19 protein-coding genes are annotated in these 25400 nt (G+C 67.1%); 12 read left to right on the top strand and 7 right to left on the bottom strand.

The annotated features are described in order from the left end of the window. Positions 1-245 precede the first annotated feature (245 nt). Together H8S47_RS04235 and H8S47_RS04240 are read right to left on the bottom strand one after the other, a co-directional pair. The gene (locus tag H8S47_RS04235; protein ID WP_132740250.1) at positions 246-524 is read right to left on the bottom strand and encodes a hypothetical protein; all 279 of its coding nucleotides are present in this window, start codon (positions 522-524) and stop codon (positions 246-248) included. Next, the gene (locus H8S47_RS04240) at positions 525-1541 is read right to left on the bottom strand and encodes a glycerophosphodiester phosphodiesterase (RefSeq protein WP_187502788.1); all 1017 of its coding nucleotides are present in this window, start codon (positions 1539-1541) and stop codon (positions 525-527) included. Between the two features lie 144 nt (positions 1542-1685). On the opposite strand from H8S47_RS04240, the gene H8S47_RS04245 reads away from it, so the two are divergent. From H8S47_RS04245 to H8S47_RS04270, 6 genes are all read left to right on the top strand, one after another. After that, a complete protein-coding gene (locus tag H8S47_RS04245) occupies positions 1686-2249 on the top strand; it encodes a 2Fe-2S iron-sulfur cluster-binding protein (RefSeq protein ID WP_082441359.1) in 564 nt (187 codons plus the stop codon). Further along, complete coding sequence (locus tag H8S47_RS04250; RefSeq protein ID WP_187502679.1) at positions 2246-3226, top strand: FAD binding domain-containing protein; 981 nt, start codon at positions 2246-2248, stop codon at positions 3224-3226. The genes H8S47_RS04245 and H8S47_RS04250 overlap by 4 nt, the downstream gene beginning before the upstream one ends. A 2-nt stretch (positions 3227-3228) precedes the next feature. Beyond that, entirely contained in the window at positions 3229-5460 is a 2232-nt protein-coding gene (locus tag H8S47_RS04255; protein WP_187502680.1) for a xanthine dehydrogenase family protein molybdopterin-binding subunit, read from the top strand. Between the two features lie 290 nt (positions 5461-5750). Beyond that, a complete protein-coding gene (locus H8S47_RS04260) occupies positions 5751-7955 on the top strand; it encodes a xanthine dehydrogenase family protein molybdopterin-binding subunit (protein WP_187502681.1) in 2205 nt (734 codons plus the stop codon). A gap of 145 nt (positions 7956-8100) precedes the next feature. Next, entirely contained in the window at positions 8101-9024 is a 924-nt protein-coding gene (locus H8S47_RS04265) for an XdhC family protein (RefSeq protein WP_187502682.1), read from the top strand. Next, a complete protein-coding gene (locus H8S47_RS04270; RefSeq protein ID WP_107952042.1) occupies positions 9011-9628 on the top strand; it encodes a nucleotidyltransferase family protein in 618 nt (205 codons plus the stop codon). Before H8S47_RS04265 ends, H8S47_RS04270 begins: the two co-directional genes overlap by 14 nt. Here the strand turns inward: H8S47_RS04270 and H8S47_RS04275 are convergent. From H8S47_RS04275 to H8S47_RS04290, 4 genes are all read right to left on the bottom strand, one after another. Beyond that, positions 9603-10811: an ABC transporter permease gene (locus tag H8S47_RS04275; RefSeq protein WP_187502683.1), complete on the bottom strand. Its 1209-nt coding sequence runs from the start codon at positions 10809-10811 to the stop codon at positions 9603-9605. The genes H8S47_RS04270 and H8S47_RS04275 overlap by 26 nt on opposite strands. Before the next feature lie 193 nt (positions 10812-11004). After that, the gene (locus tag H8S47_RS04280) at positions 11005-11661 is read right to left on the bottom strand and encodes an ABC transporter ATP-binding protein (RefSeq protein ID WP_398457776.1); all 657 of its coding nucleotides are present in this window, start codon (positions 11659-11661) and stop codon (positions 11005-11007) included. Positions 11662-11719: 58 nt separating this feature from the next. Then, positions 11720-13108 (bottom strand): efflux RND transporter periplasmic adaptor subunit, encoded by a 1389-nt coding sequence (locus H8S47_RS04285; RefSeq protein ID WP_187502685.1) that lies wholly within the window; start codon positions 13106-13108, stop codon positions 11720-11722. After that, complete coding sequence (locus H8S47_RS04290) at positions 13108-14583, bottom strand: efflux transporter outer membrane subunit (protein WP_187502686.1); 1476 nt, start codon at positions 14581-14583, stop codon at positions 13108-13110. Before H8S47_RS04290 ends, H8S47_RS04285 begins: the two co-directional genes overlap by 1 nt. A 717-nt stretch (positions 14584-15300) precedes the next feature. Between H8S47_RS04290 and otsB the strand changes: the two genes are divergently transcribed. Genes otsB through H8S47_RS04305 form a run of 3 tightly spaced genes read left to right on the top strand, consistent with a single transcriptional unit; the run spans position 15301 to position 19261 of the window. Next, a complete protein-coding gene (gene otsB, locus H8S47_RS04295) occupies positions 15301-16083 on the top strand; it encodes a trehalose-phosphatase (protein WP_187502687.1) in 783 nt (260 codons plus the stop codon). Next, positions 16080-17876, top strand: coding sequence for a glycoside hydrolase family 15 protein (locus H8S47_RS04300; protein WP_187502688.1), 1797 nt, complete (start codon positions 16080-16082; stop codon positions 17874-17876). Before otsB ends, H8S47_RS04300 begins: the two co-directional genes overlap by 4 nt. Further along, positions 17873-19261: an alpha,alpha-trehalose-phosphate synthase (UDP-forming) gene (locus H8S47_RS04305; RefSeq protein ID WP_187502689.1), complete on the top strand. Its 1389-nt coding sequence runs from the start codon at positions 17873-17875 to the stop codon at positions 19259-19261. The genes H8S47_RS04300 and H8S47_RS04305 overlap by 4 nt, the downstream gene beginning before the upstream one ends. 154 nt (positions 19262-19415) lie before the next feature. Here the strand turns inward: H8S47_RS04305 and H8S47_RS04310 are convergent, their stop codons facing one another. Beyond that, the gene (locus H8S47_RS04310; protein ID WP_187502690.1) at positions 19416-20489 is read right to left on the bottom strand and encodes a mechanosensitive ion channel family protein; all 1074 of its coding nucleotides are present in this window, start codon (positions 20487-20489) and stop codon (positions 19416-19418) included. Positions 20490-20803: 314 nt separating this feature from the next. Between H8S47_RS04310 and H8S47_RS04315 the strand changes: the two genes are divergently transcribed. From H8S47_RS04315 to H8S47_RS04325, 3 genes are all read left to right on the top strand, one after another. Then, positions 20804-22474: an MFS transporter gene (locus tag H8S47_RS04315; RefSeq protein ID WP_187502691.1), complete on the top strand. Its 1671-nt coding sequence runs from the start codon at positions 20804-20806 to the stop codon at positions 22472-22474. Then, on the top strand, positions 22471-23628 hold the full coding sequence (locus H8S47_RS04320) for an HlyD family secretion protein (RefSeq protein WP_187502692.1): 1158 nt from the start codon (positions 22471-22473) through the stop codon (positions 23626-23628). Before H8S47_RS04315 ends, H8S47_RS04320 begins: the two co-directional genes overlap by 4 nt. Before the next feature lie 323 nt (positions 23629-23951). Continuing rightward, a complete protein-coding gene (locus H8S47_RS04325) occupies positions 23952-25367 on the top strand; it encodes an efflux transporter outer membrane subunit (RefSeq protein ID WP_187502693.1) in 1416 nt (471 codons plus the stop codon). Positions 25368-25400 lie beyond the last annotated feature (33 nt).

Genomic DNA, 25400 nt, shown 5'->3' on the forward strand with positions numbered 1-25400 from the left:
TTCGGTGTGGGGGGTGTTTTGTTTGTTTTGCCCCCGCGAAGGCGGGGACCCTGACTGGGCTCCCGCCTTCGCGGGAGAACAAGTTGGGGGCAGGATGCGGTATCCCAAATCCCCACGCCACCACCCCGGCGGAGGCCGGGGCCCAATTGGGAAGCAGCGGTAACAGTGCGCAGTCCGTCGTCAGCAACGTCCCCCAATTGGGCCCCGGCCTTCGCCGGGGTGGTGTTTGGGGGTTGGGGTCGGGATTAATTCCCGGCGCGGTAGCCTTGGTACTGGCCGCACTCCGAACGCTGCGGGTCCTTATTGCAGCGCTTCGCCAGTTCCTTGCGCTGCTTGCCCTCTTCGGCTTCCTGCTTGCGCATCTTCTTGCCGTAGTTGCGGTCCGATTCTTCCTGGCTGGTCGTCGTCCAGTCGACCGCCTTGCCGGCGACCTGGAATGGTGCCTTCACGATCGAGGTTGCGGTGCTGATGCAGCCACTTACGAGGAACGGCAGCACCGCGAGTACGGGAAGAACCTTACGCATTTACTTTACTCCTGCACGCGCCCGGTCGCGCGCCTGAGCCCCGTATAGCGGAAAGTCGGTGAAGAAACCGTCGATACCTTGTGCAAGGCCGGCGTCGATCTCCGCGGCGATGTCGCCGTGGGCTGCGGGGTCGGTGCCGCGGCGGAAGCGGGTCGGTTCGAAGTAGTTTTCGGCGCGGTAGGTCCAGGGGTGGACGCGTAGCCCCGCGGCGTGCGCGTCGGCGACCAGCGTGGTCGGCGTCGCGTCGGTCCAGAGCATGCTCTTGTTCGGGCCGATTCCGTAGGCGTAGCTGGCGACAGCTTTCAGGCCTTCGGGCGTGATCATCGCCTTGTAGCTCGGCTGTGCGCCGTCGGCAGGACCGCCCTCCCCGTCCATAAGCTGGATCAGGCGGACTTTCGTCATCTTGTGGAGGCGCTGGAGGTTGGCGACCTCGAACGACTGGATGAACACCGGCGCTTTGGCCGAGTCCCAGCCGGCCTCGCGCAGTTCGGCGACCAGTTTCGCGTCGGTCGGGTGGCCGATCTTCGCGAAATAGGTCGGATGCTTGGTCTCGGGATAGATGCCGATCGTCCGGCCCGTATCGGCCGTGCGGCGCTTGGCGAGCGCGATGATCTCAGCGAGCGTCGGGATTGCGAATTGGCCGTCATAGGCGGTGTTCGCGGGGCGCAGCTTGGGCAGGCGTTCCTTCGCACGCAGCGTCTTCAGTTCGGCGAGCGTGAAATCCTCAACGAACCAGCCGGTCATGGTCTCGCCGTCGATCGTCTTGGTGGTTTTCCGGCTGGCGAACTCGGGATGGTCGGCGACGTTGGTCGTCTCGGCGATGTCGTTCTCGTGGCGCGCGACGAGGACGTCGTCCTTGGTCGGCACCAGATCGGGCTCGATGAAGTCCGCGCCCTGGTCGATCGCCAGCGAGTACGCCGCCAGCGTGTGCTCGGGCCGGAGCCCGCTCGCACCGCGGTGCGCGATCACGATTATAGCGGAGGGGGCTGGGGGCGACAAAGGCATGGAAACTGGCATCATCGCGGCAGCTTGCCCGCTTGCCGCGACGAGCGCCAGCGCACCGATATGTGAGAGCTTGTCGCAATAGGAAACGATCGGGCGCATCGGCGTTAAGTCCTCGAAATCCGTACATTCCCGGCACATTCAACCAGGGGCACCGCCATGCATTTCACGATCAATGGTCAATCATATGACGCCGAGCCCGATATTCGCACGTCGGTGCTCGACCTTTGCCGCGAGCATCTCGGGCTGACGGGCTCGAAGAAGGGCTGCGACCATGGCCAGTGCGGCGCGTGCACCGTGCTGATCAACGGGCGCCGCGTCAATTCCTGCCTGACGCTCGCGGTGATGCACCAGGACGACGAGATCACGACGATCGAGGGGATCGGCCAGCCGGGCAACCTGCACGCGCTGCAGGACGCATTCGTGCGGCACGACGGCTATCAGTGCGGATATTGCACGCCGGGGCAGATCTGTTCGGCGGTCGGCATGCTCGACGAGGTCAAGAAGGGCTGGGCCAGCCATGCATCGGGCGACCTGACCGATCCGAAGTTCGACGATGCCGAGATTTCCGAGCGGATGAGCGGCAATCTGTGCCGTTGCGCCGCCTACCCGAACATCGTCGATGCGATCCGCGAAGTCGGTGGTGCCGAGCCCGCAGGCCGGACCGCAGACGAGAAGGACGCCGCGATGGAAGCCAACGCGCGCGGGGAGCTGGTGGCATGAAGACCTTCACGTACGAGAAGCCCGCGACGCCCGAGGCTGCGGTCAAGGATATCGACACGAGCGGCGCAAAGTTCATCGCGGGCGGTACCAACCTGCTCGACCTGATGAAGTTGCAGGTCGAGACGCCGGACAAGCTGGTCGACATCTCGCGGCTCGATCTCGCGAAGATCGAGGAGCGTGAGGATGGCGGGCTGACGATCGGTGCATTGGTGCCGAACAGCGATCTTGCTGCCGACCGTCGTGTCGTCGCCAAGTACGAGGTGCTGAGCCGCGCGTTGCTGGCGGGCGCCTCGGGGCAGTTGCGCAACAAGGCGTCGACCGGGGGCAATCTGCTCCAGCGGACGCGGTGCTATTACTTCTACGACACTGCGGCGGCGTGCAACAAGCGCGAGCCGGGCAGCGGCTGTTCGGCGATCGGCGGCTTCAACCGCATCCTCGCCGTGCTGGGGACGAGCGAGCACTGCATCGCGACGCACCCGAGCGACATGGCGGTGGCGATGCGCGCGCTCGACGCGACGATCGTGACGCTGAAGGCGGATGGCGATCGTCGGCGGATCTCGATCCACGATTTCTATCGCCTGCCGGGCGATACGCCGCATATCGAGAACGCGCTCGAAGCGGGTGAGCTGATCACGCACATCGAGCTGCCGGCGCCGGTCAAGGGCAAGCAGGAATATCGCAAGGTGCGCGACCGTGCATCGTATGCGTTCGCGCTCGTCTCGGTGGCGGCGATCGTCGACGTGCAGGACGGCGTGATCGCATCGGCCTCGCTCGCGTTCGGCGGGCTCGGGCCGATGCCGTGGCGCAACCCGGCGGTCGAGGCGGCGCTGGTCGGCAAGGCGCCGTCCGATGCCGTATTCGAGGCGGCGGCGACCGCGTTGCTGGCCGATGCCAAGGGCTATGGCTCGAACGACTTCAAGATCCCCCTCGCCCGTCGCACGCTGATCGCGACGCTGCGCAACGTCACGGGAGCATAAGCATGTTTGGTCTTGGCACCACGAATAGCCTGACGATGGACAAGCCGCATCCGGACAGTCTTCTGGATACGGGCGTCCAGGGCGTCATCGGCAAGCCGCTCGACCGGATCGACGGTCCGCTGAAGGTCACGGGCACGGCGACCTATGCCGCGGAATACCAGTTCGCGAACATGGCGTATGGCGTGCTGGTTGGGACGAAGATCTCGGCGGGCAAGGTCGTTTCGATCGACGTCGATGCGGTCAAGGCGATCCCCGGCGTGATCGACGTCGTCACCGATTTCGACCAGTTCATCCGCGTCTCGGCGCAGGGCGGCGCGACCGATGCACCGACGCAGGGCGTGAAGGACATCGCGTTCTTCGGCCAGATCGTTGCGATCGTGCTCGCCGAGAGCTTCGAGGTCGCGCGCGATGCGGCGGCGCGCCTGCCGATCGAATATGACCAGGCCGAGGGACAGTACGACTTCGCCGCGCACCGCGATGAGACGCGGACGCCGCCGGACGACGCGACGCCCGCGCATTTCAAGCAGGGCGACGTCGACAAGGCGATGTCCGAGGCCGCGGTGACGATCGATTCGACCTTTGCCACGCCGAGCCAGAATTCGGCGGCGATGGAGCCGCATGCCTCGACCGCGGTGTGGGAAGAGGACGGCTCGCTGTCGCTGTACGGCGCCTACCAGATGCCGACGTCGGATGCGCAGCAGCTGGCGAAGTCGCTGGGGCTGTCGGAGAAGAAGGTACGGATCATCGCGCGCTATATCGGCGGCGGGTTCGGGTCGAAGCTCGGCATCGCACCCGAGAGCGTCGCGGCGGCGATCGCGGCGAAGCAGCTTGGCCGTCCGGTCAAGGCGGTGATGTCGCGGCCGCAGGTGTTCGAGGCGACGGTGCGGCGGTCGAATACCGAGCAGCATGTGCGGCTCGCGGCGGATGCCGATGGCAAGTTGCTGGCGATCGGTCACGAGACGCTGACGTCGAACCAGCCGACCGAGGATTATTTCGAGCCGGCGGGCATCGGCACGCACCTGCTGTACGGCGGTGAGAACAGGCTGATCACGCATGAGGTGGTCGATGTGAACTTCGTGCTGTCGGGCTCGATGCGTGCGCCGGGCGAGGCGGTCGGGATGCTCGCGCTGGAAGGCGCGATGGACGAGCTGGCCGAGAAGCTCCAGATGGATCCGATCGAGCTGCGCAAGCGCAACGATCCGAAGATCGATCCTGAGAAGGAGGTGCCGTATTCGTCGCGCAACCTGACGCGTGCGCTCGACGAGGGTGCGAAGAAGTTCGGGTGGGACAAGCGCCAGAAGGCCGGCACGCGCCGTGAGGGCGAGTGGCTGATCGGCATGGGCGTCGCCTCGGCGGTGCGCGGCAACATGATGATGGAATCGTCCGCCAAGGTCGAGATCCATCCGGATGGCTCGGCTACCGTGTCGTCGGCGATGACCGATATCGGCACCGGCAGCTACACGATCCTGGCGCAGATCGCGTCGGAGATCCTCGGGATTCCGGTCGAGAACATCACGATGTCGCTGGGCGATACCAACGATCCTCCGGCCGCTGGTTCGGGCGGTTCGTGGGGTGCGGCGTCTTCGGGTACTGCCGTGTATCTGGCGTGCGAGATGCTGCGCGGGAAGCTGGCCAAGGCGGCGGGAGTCGACGAGGACGGCCTGACGCTCAAGGACGGCAAGGCGATCGGCGACAATCGCTCGACGCCGATCGGCGAGCTGGTCGGCAAGGGTCTCGAGGCTACCGGGCACATCAAGCCGGGCAAGCAGGAGAAGGAGACGTCGCAGGCCGGGTTCGGTGCGCATTTCGCCGAGGTCGCGGTCAACGTGATCACCGGCGAGACGCGGGTGCGGCGGATGCTCGGGTCATTCGCGGCGGGGCGCGTGCTCAACGCGAAAACCGCCCGGTCGCAGTGCCTGGGCGGGATGACGTTCGGGATCGGCACGGCGCTGACCGAGGACCTCGTGCATGACACACGGACCGGCAAGCTGGTGAACCACGATCTCGGCGAATACCACGTGCCGGCCAATGCGGACGTGCCGCAGATGGACGTCCACTTCGTCGACGAGCGCGATGTGCATGCGAACCCGATCCACGCGAAGGGGATCGGCGAGTTGGGCATCTCGGGTGCTGGTGCTGCGGTGGCGAACGCAGTGTATAATGCGACGGGGATTAGGGTGCGGGAATTCCCGATTACGCTCGACAAGCTGCTGGATCAGTTGCCGGCTGTTTGAGGGGAAAGTACCCTGCCTCCTTCTAGTTCCCCCGCGAAAGCGGGGGCCCAGGAGCCAAAAGCGGTATCGCCCGTAACCCTGGATCCCCGCCTTCGCGGGGAAACGTTGGGGCGAGGCCGATTATCCCCTCTTCCGTCATGCCGGGCTCGTTCCGGCATCCACCGTTCCGCACACTCATCAACGGCGAGTTCGCGGAACGGTGGACCCCGGAACTAGTCCGGGGTGACGGAGGGTGGTTAGCAAATCCTCCTCTGACACCCATATCCATCCCTCCACCCGAGGACCGCAGAATGAACGAACACGTAATGGATGCGGCGTTTCGGCCGGGTGGTCTCGACCGCGCGAAGCAGGGCGTTCTCGGGCTCGGGCTCGACCGGATCGAGGGGCCGGCGAAAGTCACCGGCGTGGCGGACTATGCGTATGAAGGCACGCCCGAGGGCATTGCCTATGCGGCGATCGTCGGTACGCCCGTAGGCAGCGGGCGCATCCTCGGTATCGACGTGAGTGCCGCCGAGGCATTGCCCGGCGTCATCGCCATCATCCATAACGACGCTCGCATGCCAGCGGGCGAAGCCAATTCGCGGGCGATGCCGAAGTTCGATACCGATGTCATCCTTCACCTCGGCCAGCCGGTCGCGATCGTCGTAGCGGAGGACCAGGCGATCGCGCGCGATGCCGCGGCGCTGGTCGTGGTCCGTACCGAGGCGGGCGAGAACCGGTTCGACGTCGAGGCGCAGCCGATCGACACCGCGCCGAAGATCGGCTTCCTGCCGCCGATCGACAATGGTGATCTCGACGCGGTGATGGCGGACGCGGCGGTGACGTTCGACCGGACCTACACGACGCCCGTCCATTTCCCCGCCGCGCTAGAGCCGCATGCGACCACCGCGTGGTGGGAGGGCGACAAGCTTACCGTGCGATCGAGCAACCAGGTGATCGGCGGCGCGCGGAAGACTATCGCGAAAGCGCTGAAGATCGATGCGGACAAGGTGCGTGTCCTAGCCCCGTATGTCGGCGGCGGGTTCGGGGGCAAGACCGGGGTCGGACCAGAGGCGATCCTCGCAGCGATCGCGGCGGAGGTCGTCGGGCGGCCGGTCAAGGTCGCCCTGCCCCGTCGCCAGACTGCATACATGGTGCATCATCGTTCGCACACGACGCAGCGGATCCGGATCGCCGCCGACGAGCACGGCGTGATCCTCGGCATGGGGCATGAAAGTGTCGTCGCGCAGAACGACGATGGCGAGTTTCTCGAGCCGGTGCCGTTCGGGACGCTGCCGCTGTACCGGGGCGACGCGCGGCGGTTCAAGACCGACCTCGTGCGTGTCGACCTGCCTGCGAGCGGCGCGGTGCGGGCGCCGGGCGAGGCGGTTGGGACGTTCGGCGTCGAGTGCGCGATGGACGAACTGGCCGAGCAGCTCGGGATCGACCCGATCGAACTGCGGCGGCGCAACGAGCCCGAGACCGATCCGGTGAGCGGCAAGCCGTTCTCCACGCGGCGGATGCTCGATTGCTATACGCAAGGCGCCGAGCGGTTCGGCTGGCCGGCGAAGGTGCCGGCGCCGGGATCGGTGCGCGACGGCGAGTGGCTGGTCGGGATCGGCATGGCGGCGAGCCTGCGCGGCAACTTCACCGTCGAGGCGCAGGCGCGCGTACGGCTGGAGGCGGATGGCCGCGCGACGGTCGAGTGCGACATGACCGATATCGGCACGGGGACGTACACCATCCTTGCGCAGACCGCGGGCGAGATGCTCGGGCTGCCGGTGGCCGAGGTCAATGTGCGACTGGGCGATACCGACTTCCCGCCGAGCGCGGGGTCGGGCGGGTCGTTCGGCGCTGGCAGCGCGTGTTCGGCGGTGGTGCTGGCGTGCGAGGATATCCTTGGCGAATTGGCGTTGCGGATGAATGCCGCGCCCGAGGATCTGAGCTTGCACAACGGCTGCGTGAGTGCTGGCGGGCGATCGGTGAAGCTTGCCGATCTGGTGCGCGGCGAACCGATCGTGGCGATGGGCAAGACCGGGCCGGGTGCCGAGAGCAAGCGGACGAGCCAGGCGAGCCACGGCGCGCATTTCGTCGAGGTCGCGGTGAACGCGGTGACGGGCGAGACGCGCGTGCGGCGGATGCTCGGCGTGTTCGACGTCGGGCGGGTCCTCAATCGCAAGACCGCGACGAGCCAGATCACCGGCGGGATGGCGTGGGGGATCGCCTATGCGCTGAGCGAAGAGGGCATCGTCGATACGCGGACGGGGGCGTTCGTGAACCCCGATTTCGGCGAATATCATGTCGCGGTGAATGCCGACATTCCGCAGCTGGAGGTGCATTTCATCGAGGAGATCGACGACTCCGCGAACCCGGTTGGGGCGAAGGGCGTTGGGGAGCTCGGGATTTCCGGCGCGGGGGCTGCGGTGGCGAATGGCATCTATAACGCGACGGGGGTGCGGGTTCGCGACTTTCCGGTGACGCTCGACAAGCTTCTCGAGGGGTTGCCCGCCATCTGATCCTCCCCGGCACATGGAGGGGGACCGCGCCTCTTGGCGTGGTGGAGGGGGGCGACCCCAAGCGTAACGTCTGCGGCTGGCCCCCTCCACCAGCTGCGCTGGTCCCCCTCCCCGTGTGCGGGGAGGAATAGAAAGAGAACGAGACATGGCCGAAAACGATAGCGTGCTCGCTGCTGCAAAGACCTGGAAGGGCGAGAGGATGGCGATCGCCACGGTCGTCTCGACCTGGGGCTCGGCGCCGCGACCCAAGGGGAGCCATATGCTCGTCCATGCCGATGGGCGGTTCGAGGGATCGGTCTCCGGCGGGTGCGTCGAGAGCGATATCCTGGCCACCGCTGCCGAGGTGATCGCGGGCGCGCCGTTCCAGGTGCGCAACTACGGCGTTGCGGATGCGGCGGCGTGGGAAGTCGGGTTGCCGTGCGGCGGCGAGATCGCGGTGATGGTGCAGCCGGTGTCGGCCGAAGGGTTCGATCCAGAGCTGTTCGACCGGATCGCCGATGCGCGCGACCAGGGCGATGCGCTGACGGTGACGACCGACCTCGCGACCGGGCACAGTGACGCGCGGCCGTTGGAAACGGGCGAGGTGTTCGTAAACCGCTACGATCCGCCGCGCCGGCTGCTGATCGTTGGCGCGGTGCAGATCGCGCAGGCTCTGGCCGGGCTCGCGCGCGAACTCGGGATCGAGACGGTGGTGATCGATCCGCGTGCGCGCTTCCTGACCGAGGAGCGGTTTCCGGGCGTGACGCTCGACGATCGCTGGCCCGACGAGGCGATCGCCGCGCTCCGTCCCGGCCCCTCGACCGCGGTCGTGACGCTCAGTCACGACATCAAGATCGACGACCCCGCGCTGATCGCGGCGCTCGCGTCCGATGCCGCGTATGTCGGTGCGCTCGGCAGCCGCAAGAGCCATGCGGCGCGGCGCGAGCGGCTTGCCTCGGAAGGCGTTACGGCGGAGAACATCGACCGGATCGATGCGCCGGTCGGGCTCGACATCGGCGCGATCGGACCATCGGAAATCGCGCTGTCGGTCGCGGCGGCGATGATAGGAGCGTTCAATGATCGCCGCTGAAAACGTCTTCCTCATACTCCTCGCCGCGGGCCGCTCGGAGCGGTTCGGCATCCCCAACAAGCTCGAGGTGCCGTTCCTCAACAAGCCGCTCGGGATGCATGTCGTCACCGCGTTCGAGAACATTCCGTTCAAGCGCCGGCTAGTCGTCACCGACGGCTGCAAGCTCGACTTCATCAGCCATCATTTCGAAGTCGTGCATAACGACGATCCGTCGTCGGGCATGTCGCAGTCGGTGAAGCTCGGCGTGCAGTGCGCCAAGGACGAAGGCGCGGAGGCGGTGCTGATCGCGCTCGCCGACATGCCGCGCGTGACCGCGGCGCATATCTACCGGATGCTTGATGCCGCCGACAGCGCGGACGCCGTTGTCGCGTCGAGCGATGGCGAGAAGCCGAGCCCCCCCGCCCTGTTCGGGCGCGATCGGTTCGATTTCCTGCTGACGCTGGACGGCGATGCGGGTGCGCGCGACCTGGTGAAGGCGGGGCGGCACGTCGTGACCGCGCCCGCCGAGCTGATCGATATCGATACGCCCGAGGATCTCGACCGGCTGCAGGCGCTGGTCCACGATCCCAAGGCGGCGATCACTCGTGCCTTAACGCGTCGATAGGGTTCATCGCCGCCGCGCGCCGGGCCGGGAAATAGCCGAACACCACGCCAATCACCGCCGAGATGACGAACGCGAATATATTGATCTCGGGCACGAAGATCCACTGGACCTTGATCAACGGTGCGATGATCGCGATCGCCAGCTGCGCGATGACGAGGCCGATGACGCCGCCGAGGCACGACAGCGCGATCGCCTCGACGAGGAACTGCATCAGCACCTCGCGCGCGACCGCGCCGATAGCTAAACGGATGCCGATCTCGCGCGTGCGCTCGGTCACCGACACCAGCATGATGTTCATGATTCCGATCCCGCCGACCACCAGGCTGATCCCGGCGACCGCGGCGACGATGCCAGTGAGCAACGTCGTGGTGCCGGTCAGCGTGTCCGAAATCTGCTTCGTGTCGAAGATGTTGAAGTCGTCTTCCTTGCCCGCGGTGATCGTGCGGCGTTCGCGGAGCAGGTCGGTGATCGAGGCCTGGACGGTCGCGGTCGAGAATTTCTGATCGACGCCGACCAGCATCAGGCGGATATCGCGGCTGCCGGTGAAGCGCCTTTGGACCGCCTTGATAGGCATGATGACGACATCGTCCTGATCGCCGCCGAACCCGGCCTGGCCGCGGGCTGACAATACGCCGACCACGTCGCAGCTGATCGCGCCGATCCTCATACGCAGGCCGACTGCGTCGCCGCCGCGGAAGAGGTTGGTGCGGACCGTGTTGCCGATGATGCAGACGGCCTTGCCCGCGGCTTCCTCGACGGGCGAGAAGATGCGCCCTGCGGCGAGCGGCCAGGGCTGGACCTGGAAATAGGCGGAGGTGGTGCCGTTGATCGTGGTCGACCAGTTCGCGCCCTCGTAGATCGCGGTGGCGGTGGCCTGCGCTTGCGGCGCGACCGCGGTGACGCCGGCGGTCTGCTTGGCGATCGCGTCAACGTCCTCGGGCTTGAAGTCCGGCGGACGTGGCCCGCCGCCGCCGCGGCCGAAGCCTTGGCCGGGGCGGATCTGGAGGATGTTGGTGCCGAGTGCGGAGATCGACTGCTGGACCGCCGCCGTCGTCGCCTTGCCGAGCGTGACCATCGTCACGACCGCACCGACGCCGATGACGATGCCGAGGATGGTCAGGAACGACCGCAGGAGGTGGCGGCGGATCGAGCGGAGTGCGAGGGATAGGGTGGTGCCGAACATTAGACTGGTTCCCCGCGCGAGGCTTCTGCTCCCCCGCCCGCTTGCGGGAGGGGGTTGGGGGGTGGGCTCGCGTTAACGGCAAGCGCAACGGTCGAAGTGCGCGGGACCACCATCGCTGCCGTCGCGTTCGGCGTGAGCGCATGCCCACCCCCGGCCCCTCCCGCTTGCGGGAGGGGAGAAGAAGTGGTGCCGCTCACGATTCTACGCTTTCGCCTTGGCGGTGCTGGCTTTCGATTCGTTCTACCAAGCCGTCCTTGAAGTGGACAACGGTACGCGCGAACGCCGCCATGTCAGGTTCGTGGGTGACCATCAGCACGGTGATGTTCTTCTCCGCGTTGAGGCGCGTCAGCAACTGCATGATCTCGACCGAGCGTTCGCTGTCGAGGTTGCCGGTCGGCTCGTCGGCGAGCAGCACGTCGGGGCTGGTCACCAGCGCGCGGGCGATCGCGACGCGCTGTTGCTGGCCGCCGGACAGTTCCGCCGGGGTGTGGTCCCACCAGTCCGCGAGGCCGACCGTCTCGAGGCTCGCCATCGCCGCGTCCCGTCGCGTTCGCTTCTCGTCGCCGCGGTAGAGCAGCGGCAATTCGACATTCTCCAGCGCGGAGGTGCGCGAGAGGAGGTTGAAGCCCTGGAACACGAAGCCGAGATACTTCCGACGGAGCAGCGCGCGCTGGTCGCGGTCTAGCGTTTCCACATGATACCCGCGGAACAGGAAGGTCCCGTCGGTCGGCACGTCGAGGCAGCCGAGGATGTTCATCGTCGTCGACTTGCCCGATCCCGACGGCCCCATCACCGCGACGAAATCGCCCGCCGCGATATCGAGGTCGACGCCCTTGAGCGCCTGGAACATCGTCGCGCCCTGCCCGTACGTCTTGGTGACGCCGCGCAGACTGATCAGCGAGGGCGGATTACTGGCCACCGCCCCCACCCTTGCTCGCGCCGCCCGAGCGACGGGCGCCGCCGCCGCTGCGCTTGGTGTCATCCGACCCACTGGCCAACTGTCCGGTGATGACCTGCGCGCCGGGCTGAAGATTACCCGACAGGACTTCGGTCATCGTGCCGTTGGTGTCGCCGGTAGTGATCTGCACGGCTTGCGGCGTGCCGTCCGCACCCTTGACGTAGATCGTCTGCTGCGCGCCGCGGCCGAGCGTCGCGGTCCGCTCGGCCCCGCCGCCGCCACGACGCGGCCGGAAGGTCAGCGAGCCGGCGATGCCGCCACCTGCATCGCCCGTCGCCGCGGTCGGCTTGAAGCGCAGCGCGGCGTTGGGGACGAGCATCACGTTGCGCTTGTCCGAGGTGACGATGTCCGCGGTCGCCGTCATGCCGGGACGCAGCGTCAGCGACGGGTTCGCGACGGTGAGGTCGGCCGCGTAGGACACGACCTGGCCGGTGGTCGACGTCGTGGTCGTGGTGCTCGACGAGGTCGCCGAGCTGACCGTCAGGTTCGAGCCGAGATCGACGCGGCTGATCGTCGCGGGGAAGGTCTGGCCGGGGAACGCGTCGACCGTGAAGCTGGCCTTTTGGCCGATCTTGACCTCGCCGACGTCCGCCTCGTCGATCGCAACCTCGAGCTTCATCTTGGTGAGATCCTCGGCGATCACGAACAAAGTCGGCGTGTTGAACGACGAGGCGACCGTCTGGCCAGGGTCGATCTGGCGCGCGAGCACCACGCCGGTAACCGGCGAACGGATGATCGCGCGCGCACGCTGCGTCTGGTTCTGCGCGAGGAGCGCGCGGCTGGCGGCGACGTTCGCTTCGGCGACCTTTTGCGCCGCGACGGCGCGCGCGTAGTCGGCGCGACCGGTCTGGAGCTCGGTCTTCGACGGAACGCGGCCACCCGACAGGCGCGAGACTTCTTCGAGGCGGTTCAACTGCGCGCGGGCTTCGGCGACGGTGGCCTGCGCCTGGGCGACCTGCGCCTGATTCGCGGCGAGCTGAGCGCTGGTCTGGCGGATCTGGTCGTCGAGCTGCTCTGGATCGATCAACGCGAGCGGCTGGCCGGCGACGACACGATCGTTGACGTCGACGACGACCTTGGTGACGAGGCCTGACAGCTGCGAACCGACCGTGACCTGCGTCGTCGGCGCGAGCTTGCCGGTGGCCGAGACCGTGACCGTCAGGTTGCCGCGCTGGGCGGCCTGCGTCGAATATTGCGTCTGCTCCTTCGCGCCGAAGCACTTGGCGAGCAGCAGGCAGAGCAGGATCACGCCGACCGCGATCACCACCCACTTTATGTAGCGTTTCCAGGGGGCCTGCGGTTTTACGCCGAGGAAGTCGTCGATCGATGCGTCGGCCATCAGCGTGCCTCTGGATTGGATTGGGGCGCTTCAGGGATCACGGTGGAGTCCCAGCCGCCGCCGAGTGCGGCATAGAGTGCGATCAACGCGGTCGCGGCATCGGCGCGCGCTTGCGTCGCGCCGTTGCGTGCGGACAGGAGCGCGGTTTCCTGCTGGTTGAGCGTGGTGAAATCGGTGAGGCCGGTGCGGTATTGGCTGCGGCTGAGGATCGCGGAATTGTTCGACGCATCGAGCGCGATCGCGAATTGGCGCTCGCGTTCCTGCGCAGTCTGGAGCGCGACGACGGCGTTCTCGACGTCCTCCAGCGCGGTCAGCACCGTCGACTTGTAAAGCGCCAGCGCACCGTCGGCGGCGGCTTCGCTGGTGCGGACCTGGCTTCGCAGACGCCCGCCGTTGAAGATCGCCTGCGTCAGGCCGGCGAACAGGCTGCCGGTGATCGCGTCGCCGATGTTGCCGATCGACGTCGCGTTGGTATTCAGATTGCCGGTGATCGCGAGCGCGGGATAGAGCTGTGCCTTGGCGACGCCAATCCGCGCGGTGGCGGCGGCAAGCGCGCGTTCGGCGGATCGGATGTCGGGGCGCTGGCGCAGCGTGTCGCCGGGGATGCCGACGCCGACCGCGGCGGGGCCGGTCGGGATCGCCTTGGCGGGTGCCATCATCGTGCGGAGCGTGCCGGGGGCTTGGCCGGTCAGCACGCCGATGCGCGCGACGGCGGCGGCGTATTGCTGATCGAGGCTGGGGATCGTCGCGGCGGTCTGGGCTCGCTGGGCACGCGCCTGTTCGGCGTCGACGCTGGAGACTAGGCCGGCCTGGACGCGGAAGCCGGCGATTTCGAGATTGTCGTCCTGGATCGCGAGCGAGGCGCGGGCGTTGGCGAGCTGCTGTTGATACAGCCGTGCGAGTACGTAGTTGCGCGCGACCTCGCTTTCGACCGAGATCAGGACGGTGGCGTAGTCGTAGCCGGACGCGGCGTATTCGGCGCGGCTGGCCTCGACGGTGCGGCGGATCTCGCCGAAGACGCCGACCTGGTAGCTGGCGCTGGCGCCGAGCGTGAAGCTGTTCGCGCCGCCGCCGCCGGTGTCGACGACGGTGCCGTCGGGCAGCGTGAACGAGCGCCCGCCGCCGCGGACATTCTCGTTGCGCTGGTAGCCGGCCGAGCCGTTGACCGTGGGGAGCAGCGAAGCGCGGTTCTGGAGCAGGCTTTCGCGGGCCTGGCGGAGGCGGGATACCGACTGTGCGATGTCGAGATTGGCGCCGGCGGCCTGCTCGACGAGCTGGCCGAGGACGGGGTCGTCGAACTTCTGCCACCAGCGGGTCAGGTCTTCGGGCTTGGTTTCGGGGGTGACCGAGTATGCGTCGGGGACGCCGAGTTCGGCCGCCGCCTTTGGGCGATAGTCCGGCCCGACGGTGCAGCCGGCGAGCAGGACGCCTGCCGATAGGACGGGTGCGAGAAGGAAGGCGCTGACGCGGGACATGGGCGGCAGGCATGACCAACGGGCGTTTGCTAGTCCAGCGGTTTTGTGTCGCGAGGTGTCGCAGGCGGGGTGGATTGGAGGGGGTGTGGGACGCCAAGCGATGCGTCGGCGTCGTCGGTTACTATCCTATCTCTGGGGTTGGAAGACGGGATCGGGGGAAGACGAGGCCTGTCTTTCTCCCCTCCCTGGAAGGGAGGGGCTGGGGGTGGGTCGGTCCGCTCGTGCCACTGGCGTCGCGTGATGCGGAAGCCGACCCACCCCCTACCCCTCCCTTCCAGGGAGGGGAGAAGATTCCCGAAGGTGGGCCGGCGCCGGATGTCGCTCCGCCCCAGTCATCCCGGCTACAGCCACCCCGGCGGAGACCGGGGTCCAATTGGAACGTCGGAGGTCATGGAGCGCAGCGCGTATCATCACCGTCCCCCAACTGGGCCCCGGCCTTCGCCGGGGTGGTGCCAGCGGGGTTGGTGAGGTCCGCGGAATCTCAGTGGGGTTATCATGCCGTTGATCCCCTACGCCGTTCTCCCGCGAAAGCGGGAGCCCAGGGTTACGAGCGTATCGCTGCTTGATCCTGGGCTCCCGCTTTGGCGGGAGAACGGTAGAGGTGCGAGCCACGCCCCTTCCCCCTCCCCAAAACCGCACCGAAAAATAATCGAACCGGCTCCGTTCCAATTTTGCAGTGCAGCGGAACGTAGCGGCACCTCTGCGGGTTGGGGGATCATGCTAGCCGAACGCCAGCCCGCGACTGATGTCCTCGCGCCGCCGCTTGCCGTGCTCGATCCGCCACCTTTGGCCCTCGACAATGTCAGTCTGTTCTTCGATTTCGACGGGACGCTCGTCGATCTCGCGCCGACCCCCGATGCCGTCCTGGTCGACCAGCGCCTGCTCGACCGGCTCGATACGCTCGCCGAGCGCTTCCCCGGACGCGTCGCGATCATCAGCGGGCGCTCGATCACGCAGCTCGATGCGATGCTCGGTCGCCACGCGCAGCTGTTCGCGGTTGCGGGCAGCCACGGCGCGGAACGTCGCACTCCCGAAGACGGCCATATCGCAGCCGAACGCCCCGCCTCGCTCGAGGCCGCCGCCGCGGTGTTGCGCGCCTTCGCCGATGCCAACGGGCTCGTCTACGAAGCCAAGAGCCTCGGCGCCGGGCTGCATTACCGGATGTCGCCCGCGTTCGAACCCGACGCCGTCCGCCTCGCCGAGGATCTCGCCGCCACCCACGGCCTCACGCTCCAGCGCGGCAAGATGATGGTCGAGCTGCGGACCCCCGGCGACAAGGGTGCGGCCTTGCGCGCATTGATCGCAGCGCCGACAATGGCAGGAAGCATGCCGTACTTCTTTGGCGACGATGTCACCGACGAAGACGGCTTCGAGGCCGCGCGTGCCCTTGGTGGTGCGGGCATTCTCATCGGCGAGCCGCGCCCGACCGCAGCCGCCTACCGCCTGAACGACGTTGCCGCGCTCCGTGACTGGATTGCCGCCATATTGGAAACACGATGACCGCACCTACCCAAAAAGCCGACATGAACCTTTGGCCGATCGGCAATTGTCAGGTCTCCGCGCTGATCGACAAGACCGGCACGTTCGTCTGGGGCTGCGTACCGCGCGTCGATGGCGACCCGGCATTCTGCGCCCTGCTCGGGGGCGATGCGCCCAAGACCGGGTTCTGGGCGATCGAACTCGAAGGCGGCGCGAAGACCACGCAGGCCTATATCCGCAACACGCCGATCCTGGTGACGCGTCACGAGGACGAGGCTGGCAACGCGGTCGAGGTGATCGATTTCTGCCCGCGCTTCGTCCGCGAAGGCCGCACCTATCGCCCAACCAGCTTCGTGCGGATCGTCAAGCCGGTCGCCGGCTCGCCGCGGATCCGCATCCGGATGCGCGTCGCGACCAACTGGGGCAAGCCCACCGAGCATACGCAGGGGTCGAACCACATCCGTTTTCTGATGGACGACCAGACCTTGCGGCTGACGACGGATGCGCCGGTCGGGCATATCGTCGGCGAGAACTGGTTCCGGCTCGAACGCCAGATGCACCTGTTCCTCGGCCCCGACGAGAGTTTCGCGGGTGTGCTGCACGAGGCGGCGGAGGCGATGCTGTCGCGGACCAAGGACGAGTGGCGCCACTGGGTGCGCGGGCTCGCGACGCCGGTCGAGTGGCAGGACGTCGTCATCCGCGCCGCTATCACGCTGAAGCTGTGCCAGCACGAGGAAACCGGCGCGATCGTCGCTGCGCTCACAACGTCGATCCCCGAGCATGAGGGTTCTGAGCGCAACTGGGACTATCGCTACTGCTGGATTCGCGACGCCTATTATACGGTGCAGGCGCTGAACCGGCTGGGCGCGCTCGACGTGCTGGAGGGCTATCTCGAATATCTGCGCAACATCGTCGATGCATCGAAGGGCGGCCATGTCCAGCCGCTCTACGGTGTTGGCGGCGAAGCCATCTTGATCGAGCGGATCGAGAGCGACCTGCCGGGCTATCGCGGGATGGGTCCGGTGCGTGTCGGCAACCAGGCGTACGAGCAGATCCAGCACGACGCGTACGGCCAGATCATCCTGTCCGACGTCCAGGCGTTCTTCGACAAGCGGCTGTTCCGGATGTCGAGCGAAGAGGATTTCAAGAGCCTCGAATTGGTCGGTGACCGTGCTTGGGAGACGTACGACAAACCCGACGCCGGGCTTTGGGAGCTGCGCACCAAGGCGCACGTCCATACCTATTCCGCCGCCATGTGCTGGGCGGCGTGCGATCGGTTGGCCAATGCCGCCGGAGTTCTCGGGCTCGAGGATCGCCGCACCTTTTGGAACGCACGCGCGGACACGATCCGTACCACGATCGAGACGTCGGCGTGGCGTGAGGACACGCAGCGTATCTCGGCGACATTCGGTGGTGACGACCTCGACGCAAGCCTGATCCAGCTGCTCGACCTGCGCTTCTTCGCGCCCGACGATCCGCGGTTCCAGTCGACGCTGAAGGCGGTCGAGGAAGGGCTGCGTCGCGGCAGTCATATGCTGCGCTATGCGACCGAGGACGATTTCGGCCTGCCGCACACCGCGTTCAACGTATGCACCTTCTGGCTCATCGAGGCGCTGCACGCGACCGGCCGGACCGCCGATGCGCGCGAGTTGTTCGACGAGATGGTCGCGCGACGTACGCCGGCCGGGCTGCTGTCGGAGGATATCGATCCGAACACCGGCGAGCTGTGGGGCAATTATCCACAGACCTATTCGCTGGTCGGGCTGATCAATTGCGCGGTCTTGCTTAGCAAGCCGTGGAGTGCCGTCCGATGAGCCGCCTCGTCGTCATCTCGAACCGCGTCCAGTCGGTCGATGCGCCTTCGGGCAACCAGGGCGGCCTTGCCGTCGCGCTGCTTGCCGCATTGCGCGAAAAGGGCGGGGTGTGGTTCGGCTGGTCGGGCGAGACCACCGAGACCTTCACCGGGCACATCAATTTCCAGCAGGGCAAGGGCGTCACCACCGCAACGATCGACCTCGAAGAGCAGGACTTCGACGAATATTATAACGGCTATGCGAACCGGACCTTGTGGCCGCTGTTCCATTACCGGATCGACCTGACCGAGTTCGAGCGCGATTTCTCCAGCGGCTATGCTCGCGTGAACAAGCGGTTCGCGGAGACGGTGCTGCCGCTGATCGAGCCCGACGATCTGGTGTGGGTGCATGATTACCACCACGTCCCGCTCGGTCGCGAACTGCGCAAGCTGGGCGTCGAGAACAAGATCGGCTTCTTCCTCCACATCCCGTGGCCGCCGATGGCGATGCTGCTGTCGCTGCCCAGCCACCGTGCGCTGGTCGAATCGATGTTCGCGTACGACGTGGTCGGGTTCCAGACGCAGGACTGGCTCGACAGCTTCCTGCATTATGTCACGAGCCAGCTCGACGGCGTGGTCGGCGAGGATGGCTGGGTAACGGTCGGCGACCGCACGATCAAGGCGATCACCACGCCGATCGGGATCGAAACCGCGGACTTCGAGAAGTCGGCGAACAGCGACGCGGCACGGCATTCGAAGGAGCGCATGTATATGTCCGCGACCGGTCGCAGCCTGATCGTGGGCGTAGACCGGCTCGATTATTCGAAGGGTCTGGCCGAGCGGTTCGCGGGCTATGAGCGCTTTCTCGGGTCGCATCCGGATCGGCGCGGGCTGGTCTACATGCTTCAGATCGCGCCGCCCTCGCGCGAGAAAGTCGATACGTACCAGGAGATTCGCGCGAACCTCGATTCGATGTCGGGGCGGATCAACGGCGAATATTCGGACATCGACTGGACGCCGATCCGGTACGTCAACCAGGGCTTCCCGCGCGACGTGTTGGCGGGGATTTATCGCGCGGCTCGCGTCGGGTTGGTGACGCCTTTGCGCGACGGGATGAACCTAGTCGCGAAGGAATATGTCGCGGCGCAGGATCCCGAGGATCCGGGCGTACTGGTGCTGTCGCACTTCGCGGGTGCGGCGACGCAGTTGAAGGACGCGGTGCTGGTCAATCCGTACAGCCCCGAGGAAATGTCCGACGCGATCGACCGGGCGCTGAAGATGCCGCTCGCCGAGCGGAAGGCGCGGTGGGAGAAGCTCATCGACAACGTCCGCAAGGAGGACGTGATGTGGTGGTGCGAGCTGTTCATCACGGCGCTCGAGGCGGTGCCGGAGCACGTCGAGGCCTGATTTCTTGGCCCTCTGAACAGGAGGGGGCCTAATTTCTTGCCCCCCTCCCTGAAAGGGAGGGGTTGGGGGTGGGTCTGCCAGTTTTACCCCATACGCCTGGGACTATGCGGAAGCCGACCCACCCCCGGCCCCTCCCTTCCTGGGAGGGGGGAAGTTAGGCTCGACCCACCGGGTCCGGCGCCATCAGCAGGCGGTTGCGCGGGATCGCTTCCGGCATTTCCTCGCGGATATACTTCAGCAACGCCTCACGGACATCACAGCGCAGGTCGAACGCGATCGCCGCGTCCTTGGCGGTCATCAGCCCACGCAATTCGATGCAGTCCGTCTTAACGTCGGTGACCTGAAGGTTGTAGAACCGCTTGTCCCAGCGCGGGTTGGACGTGACGATCTCCCCCAGTTTCTCGCGCAGCCGTGGCACGTCCGCGGACGGATCGAGATACCAGAACACCGACCCCATCAGCTGGCTGGTCTCGCGCGTCCAGTTCTGGAAACTCTGCTCGAGAAACTTCGACACCGGCACGACAAGGCGGCGTTCGTCCCAGATCTTAATGACCACGAACGTCAGGTTGATCTGCTCGACACGCCCCCATTCGCCGTCGACGATCAACACGTCGTCGATCCTGATCGGCTCGGTGAAGGCCATCTGCACGCCGGCGATCAGGTTCTTCAGCGCGGGCTGCGCGGCGGCACCGACGACCAGGCCGGCGATACCCGCCGACGCCATCAACGTGACGCCGATCGAGCGGATGCCGGGAACGCTCAGCAGCATCAGGCAGACGCTGATGAAGATGATGAAGAACGTCCCGATGCGTCCCAGGATCGCGGCGCGCGTGCGCTTGCGGCGGGCGCGGAGATTGTCCTCGACCGAGATGTCGGCGCGGATCTCGATGACGTCCTGGAACGCACGAAGGGCCGCGACCGCGAGCCAGCCAAGCAGCGCAGGGACGAGGAAGCCGAGCAGTTGCTTCCACAGATCCTCGATGTCGTTGTCCATCGGCAGGATCCGCGCGACGAATGCGACCGACACCGAGACGAACACCGCGCGCAGCGGGCGGCGGACGCGAGCGAGGACGAGGCCGTCGGTCTTGGCGGTCGAACGCCGCTGCGCATGGCCGCCGATCCGCATCGTCAGCCAATGCGCGACCAGCGCGACGAGGACGGCCGCGGAGACGACGGCGACGCTCTCCAGCCAGACCCATTCGGGGGGTATGTGGAGCGATCTGAACATGCGCATTTTAGCGCAACGGTTGGGGGTAGCGGGATGTTCCGCTGCAGTGCAGCATTTTGGTTACGGTTGAATCTAGGATCGATTCCCGGAAGGCCACACCCGGCGACAACCACCCCGGCGAAGGCCGGGGCCCAATTGGGGGACGGCTGTAACGATGCGCCGTCCGCCATTACTGCGATCTTTCCAATTGGACCCCGGCCTTCGCCGGGGTGGTAATCGTTGACGGCGCAGCGCTTCCCCCGGGAGTAAATCACGCACCGCCCCAAACGATACCCAATGACGCACCGCCCCGATCATGCCAGAACCACCCGACCATGATCGCCCAGAGAATCAGACACTTCCTGAGCGAAGAGGACTGGCAGTTCGCCGAACACGAACGCCCCGTACTCCCCGGCTCCCCAGGCTCGCCGCTCCACCCCAGACACCGCCAGATCGCCTATGCGCTGATCGGCATATTGCTCGGGCTGACGGTAGGATTCGGCAACGCATTGATCAGCGCCAATACCTACACGCTCCAGGGCGCGCTCGGGCTCGATCCGGCGGAGATCGCGTGGCTGCCGACGGTGTACGTCATGACCAACGTCAGCATAAACCTGCTGATGATCAAGTTCCGTGCGCAGTTCGGGCTGCGGCCGTTCGCGATGATCTTCCTGATCCTCTACGTGCTGATCACGCTCGCGCATCTGTTCGTCCACGGGTTCGCGACCGCGATCGCCGTCCGCGCGATCAGCGGGATGGCGGGCGCCGCGCTGAGCAGCCTGTGCCTCTATTACGTGATGCAGTCGCTCCCCGCAAAATGGCGGTTGAAGGCGGTCGTGCTCGGCATCGGCATACCGCAATGCGCGACGCCGCTTGCGCGGCTGTTCTCGCCCGACCTGCTGGCGATGTCGCAGTGGCGGACTTTGTACCTGTTCGAACTCGGGCTCGCGCTGCTGTCGCTCGCCGCGGTCGCCGCCCTTCGCCTTCCGCCGACGACGCGGAGCAAGGCGTTCGAGCCGCTCGACTTCCTGACCTTCGTACTGTTCGCCGGATCGACCGCGCTGTTCGCCGCGGTGCTCGGCCTCGGCCGGATCGTGTGGTGGACCAACGCGCCGTGGATCGGCTGGGCGCTCATAGTGGCGATCCCGATGTTCGCCGCCGCGATCGTCGTCGAGCATCACCGCGCCAACCCGCTGCTCAACACACGCTGGCTGGGCAGCGCCGACATCGTCCGGTTCACGATCGTCATCGTCATGGCGCGGATCGTGCTTTCGGAGCAGACCTATGCCTCGGTCGGGCTGCTGACCGTGCTGGGCCAGAACAACGACCAGCTCGTGCCGTTCTTCCTGATCATCTTCGTCGCGTCGGTAGCGGGCGTGATCGCGAGCGCGGTGACCTTGGACGTCGAGCGGCTCGGCCATCCGATCATGCTGGCGATCGGTCTGGTCGCGGTGGCGGCATGGTTCGATTCCTACGCGACCAGCCTGACGCGCGCGCCGCAGATGTACGTGACGCAGGCGATCATCGGCTTCTCCGCGACGTTCTTCCTTGGGCCGGCACTGCTGTTCGGGATGACCCGCGCGTTGAAGGAAGGCGCGGGCCACATCATCAGCTTCATCGCGCTGTTCGGGATCATCAACTCGCTCGGCGGGCTCGGCGGCACGGCGTTGCTCGGCAGCTATCAGGTGATCCGCGAGAAGGCGAACAGCGCGGCGCTCGTCCAGCAGATCTCGCCGACCGACCCGATCGTGACGCAGCGTATCGCCGCCGGCGGTGCCGCAGTCGGGCGAGTGATCGTCGACCCGACGCTGCGCAATGCCGAGGGCGCCGCGATCCTGTCGCAAACCACGACGCGGGAGGCGAACGTGCTTGCGTATGACGACGTCTTCCGGTTGATCGCGGTCCTCGCCGGCGGAACGTTCGGGTATCTGCTGTTCCTGCTGGCGAGACGCGCGCGACGCGAACGACGGGCGCGGCTTGAGGGCCCGGTTAAGGGGACGACATGAGCGACGCACGCAGCCCGGTGGCCGAGGGGCCGGCGACCGAAGAAAAGCAGGCAGAGGCGGCTGCACCGGCCGCCCCGGTCACGCCCGTCGGGTCTGGCTGGCGTCCACAACCGCCGAGCCGCACCGTCATCATCGTCATCGTGCTGCTCGCGGTCGCCGGCGTGTGCGCGGTGCTGGCGGCGTGGCGCCTGCCCCCGTTCGCGACGAGCTATCAGTCGACCGACAACGCCTATGTGCGCGGGCGGACGACGGTGATCAGCCCGCAGGTCAGCGGCTATGTGACGCAGGTGCTCGTGCGCGATTTCGCCGATGTGAAGCAGGGCGATCCGCTGGTGAAGATCGACGACCGCATCTATCGCCAGCGCGTCGATCAGGCGCAGGCGCAGGTCGATGCGCAGGCTGCGACGCTCGCCAACAGCCGGCAGACGGCGGCCAGCCGCGAGGCGACGTTCGCGGCACAGGACGCCGCGGTCGCGAATGCCTCGGCGCAGTTGATGCGCGCGCAGGCGGACATGGCGCGCGTCAACGACTTGGTGACGGACGGCTCGGTGTCGCTGCGCGAACGCGACCAGACGCTGGCGGCGTTGCGGCAGGCGCAGGCGCAGGTCCAGCAGGCGAAGGCCGCGCGGGAGATTGCGCGGCAGGATATCCGCACGGTCGAAGTCGGGCGTGGCGGTCAGAAGGCGGGCGTCTCGGGCGCGGAGGCGGCGCGTCGGCTCGCACAGATCGATCTCGCCAACACCGTGATCCGCGCGCCGGAGACGGGACGGTTGAGCGAGGTCGGCGTACGACTGGGCCAATATGTGACGGCGGGGTCGCAGCTGATGTTCCTGGTGCCGCCGGAGACATGGGTGATCGCGAACTTCAAGGAAGCGCAGACCGCGCGGATGGTGGTCGGCCAGCCTGCGTCGTTCACCGTCGATGGGTTGGCGAACGCGCGGCTGACCGGGCGGGTCGAGCGTATCTCGCCGGCGGCTGGGTCCGAATTCGCGGTGCTGAAGGCGGATAATGCGACGGGCAACTTCACCAAGGTGCCGCAGCGTATCGCGGTGCGGATTCGGGTGGATGCGGGGCAGCCGCTCAGCGCACGACTGCGGCCGGGGATGTCGGTGCAGGCGCGGGTGGACACGGCCGGCGGGCCGGGGGTGCGGTGATGGGCCACCGTCACCGCGGACTTCCCCCCTGCCTGGAAGGGAGGGGTTGGGGGTGGGTCGCTCTCGAGGGAACGCCGTCTCCTGCCCCAGGCCTACCCACCCCAAACCCCTCCCTTTCAGGGATGGGAGACGCGGTGACGATACCGCACACTATTCTGGTGGTGAGAGCCGGCACCCTGACGCATGTCACCACGCCAACAAAGGCCACCACCCCGGCGAAGGCCGGGGCCCAGTTGGGGGACGGCTGTAACGAAGCGCAGTCCGCTATTACCTCGACCTCTCCAACTGGGCCCCGGCCTTCGCCGGGGTGGCGTAGCGTTGCAGTGTGGCATCGCGCACCAAGATGGCGGCGCAGTAAAAGCGTAGGTGCCCTCACCCTCGCCCTCCTCGCCACAGCTTGTATCGGCCCCCGCCCCGAGCCCCCCGCGACAACCGCCGTCGCCCCGCCCCCGGCCTGGCGCACGGCGCTCGGCACCGGCGCGCCAATCCGGGCCGACTGGTGGAGCGCGTTCGGCGATCCGGTGCTCACCGGCCTCGTCGCGCGGGCACTCGCCAACAGCCCGGACCTCGGCTCAGCCGCCGCGCGCATCGACGAAGCGCGCGCCGCGGCGCGCCTCGCCCGCGCGCAACAGACGCCCCTCGTCAGCGGCGCGGCTCCCGGCACTACCGGCCAGACCGTCAGCCCGTTCGGAACACCCTCCGACGCGATCGGCGCGCAGCCGGCGGTGTCGATCAGCTACGACCTCGACCTGTTCGGCCGCCTCCGCCTCGCAAGCCAAGCCGCCCGTGCGCAGTTGCTCGCAAGCGAGGCGGCGCGCGACACGGTAAGGCTCGGCATCGCGAGCAGCGTCGCGACCGGCTACATCACGCTCCGCGCGCTCGACCAGCGTCTCGCCGTCGCGCGCCAGACGCTGGCGGCCCGCGCGGAAGGCCTGCGTATCGCGCGGCGACGCGCCGAGGCCGGCTACACCTCGAACCTCGAACTGCGGCAGTCGGAGGCGGAATTCCACGCCACCGAACAGCTCGTCCCCGCCGCCCAGCTCGCGATCAGCCGGCAGGAGAATGCGCTGAGCCTGCTGCTCGGCGACAACCCGGGTCCGATCCCGCGCGGACGCACCCTCGACCAGTTGGCGGCCCCCGCGATCCCCGACGGCCTGCCCGCCGACCTGCTCCGCCGCCGACCCGATCTCTATCAGGCCGAGCAGACACTCGTCGCGACCGACCGCTCGCTCGACAGCGCGCGTGCGGCGATGCTGCCGAACCTTGCCCTGACCGGCTCGGCGGGGGTGGTGCTGTCGACGGCTCTGGCAAACCCGATCGCGGTATTCTCGATCGGCGCGAGCGTGCTCAGCCCGATCTTCGACGGCGGGCGGCTCGGCGCACAGGCCGATGCCGCGACCGCGCGGCGCGATCAGGCGGCGTTCGCGTATCGCCGGACCGCGTTGCAGGCGTTCCGCGAGGTCGACGACAGCCTGGCGGGAGTGCAGCGCTCTGGCCAGCAGGCGGTCGCGCTCGCCGGCCAACGCGATGCGCTGGCGGGGGCGTTGCGCAATGCCTCGAACCGGTACCGCGCGGGGTATTCGGCGTATATCGACCAGCTCGATGCGCAACGCGGGTTGCTGACCGCGGAGCTGTCGCTGGTGCAGGCGCGCGCGGATCGGCTGACGGCGTATGTGACGCTGTACCAGGCGATGGGCGGGGGCTGGTCTCGTGCTGATGCCGAAGTGGTGCAGCGATAGTGTTCCCCCGCGAAGGCGGGGGCCCAGGATCAA

It is taken from the genome of Sphingomonas albertensis (assembly GCF_014358075.1).
Taxonomy (GTDB): Bacteria; Pseudomonadota; Alphaproteobacteria; order Sphingomonadales; family Sphingomonadaceae; genus Sphingomonas; species Sphingomonas albertensis.

Bases quoted from the DNA above. Each gene is read 5' to 3' on its own strand.
- H8S47_RS04235 (WP_132740250.1), bottom strand. From the start codon at position 524: ATGCGTAAGGTTCTTCCCGTACTCGCGGTGCTGCCGTTCCTCGTAAGT.
- H8S47_RS04240 (WP_187502788.1), bottom strand. From the start codon at position 1,541: ATGCCAGTTTCCATGCCTTTGTCGCCCCCAGCCCCCTCCGCTATAATC.
- H8S47_RS04245 (WP_082441359.1), top strand. From the start codon at position 1,686: ATGCATTTCACGATCAATGGTCAATCATATGACGCCGAGCCCGATATT.
- H8S47_RS04250 (WP_187502679.1), top strand. From the start codon at position 2,246: ATGAAGACCTTCACGTACGAGAAGCCCGCGACGCCCGAGGCTGCGGTC.
- H8S47_RS04255 (WP_187502680.1), top strand. From the start codon at position 3,229: ATGTTTGGTCTTGGCACCACGAATAGCCTGACGATGGACAAGCCGCAT.
- H8S47_RS04260 (WP_187502681.1), top strand. From the start codon at position 5,751: ATGAACGAACACGTAATGGATGCGGCGTTTCGGCCGGGTGGTCTCGAC.
- H8S47_RS04265 (WP_187502682.1), top strand. From the start codon at position 8,101: ATGGCCGAAAACGATAGCGTGCTCGCTGCTGCAAAGACCTGGAAGGGC.
- H8S47_RS04270 (WP_107952042.1), top strand. From the start codon at position 9,011: ATGATCGCCGCTGAAAACGTCTTCCTCATACTCCTCGCCGCGGGCCGC.
- H8S47_RS04275 (WP_187502683.1), bottom strand. From the start codon at position 10,811: ATGTTCGGCACCACCCTATCCCTCGCACTCCGCTCGATCCGCCGCCAC.
- H8S47_RS04280 (WP_398457776.1), bottom strand. From the start codon at position 11,661: ATGTTCCAGGCGCTCAAGGGCGTCGACCTCGATATCGCGGCGGGCGAT.
- H8S47_RS04285 (WP_187502685.1), bottom strand. From the start codon at position 13,108: ATGGCCGACGCATCGATCGACGACTTCCTCGGCGTAAAACCGCAGGCC.
- H8S47_RS04290 (WP_187502686.1), bottom strand. From the start codon at position 14,583: ATGTCCCGCGTCAGCGCCTTCCTTCTCGCACCCGTCCTATCGGCAGGC.
- otsB (WP_187502687.1), top strand. From the start codon at position 15,301: ATGCTAGCCGAACGCCAGCCCGCGACTGATGTCCTCGCGCCGCCGCTT.
- H8S47_RS04300 (WP_187502688.1), top strand. From the start codon at position 16,080: ATGACCGCACCTACCCAAAAAGCCGACATGAACCTTTGGCCGATCGGC.
- H8S47_RS04305 (WP_187502689.1), top strand. From the start codon at position 17,873: ATGAGCCGCCTCGTCGTCATCTCGAACCGCGTCCAGTCGGTCGATGCG.
- H8S47_RS04310 (WP_187502690.1), bottom strand. From the start codon at position 20,489: ATGTTCAGATCGCTCCACATACCCCCCGAATGGGTCTGGCTGGAGAGC.
- H8S47_RS04315 (WP_187502691.1), top strand. From the start codon at position 20,804: ATGATCGCCCAGAGAATCAGACACTTCCTGAGCGAAGAGGACTGGCAG.
- H8S47_RS04320 (WP_187502692.1), top strand. From the start codon at position 22,471: ATGAGCGACGCACGCAGCCCGGTGGCCGAGGGGCCGGCGACCGAAGAA.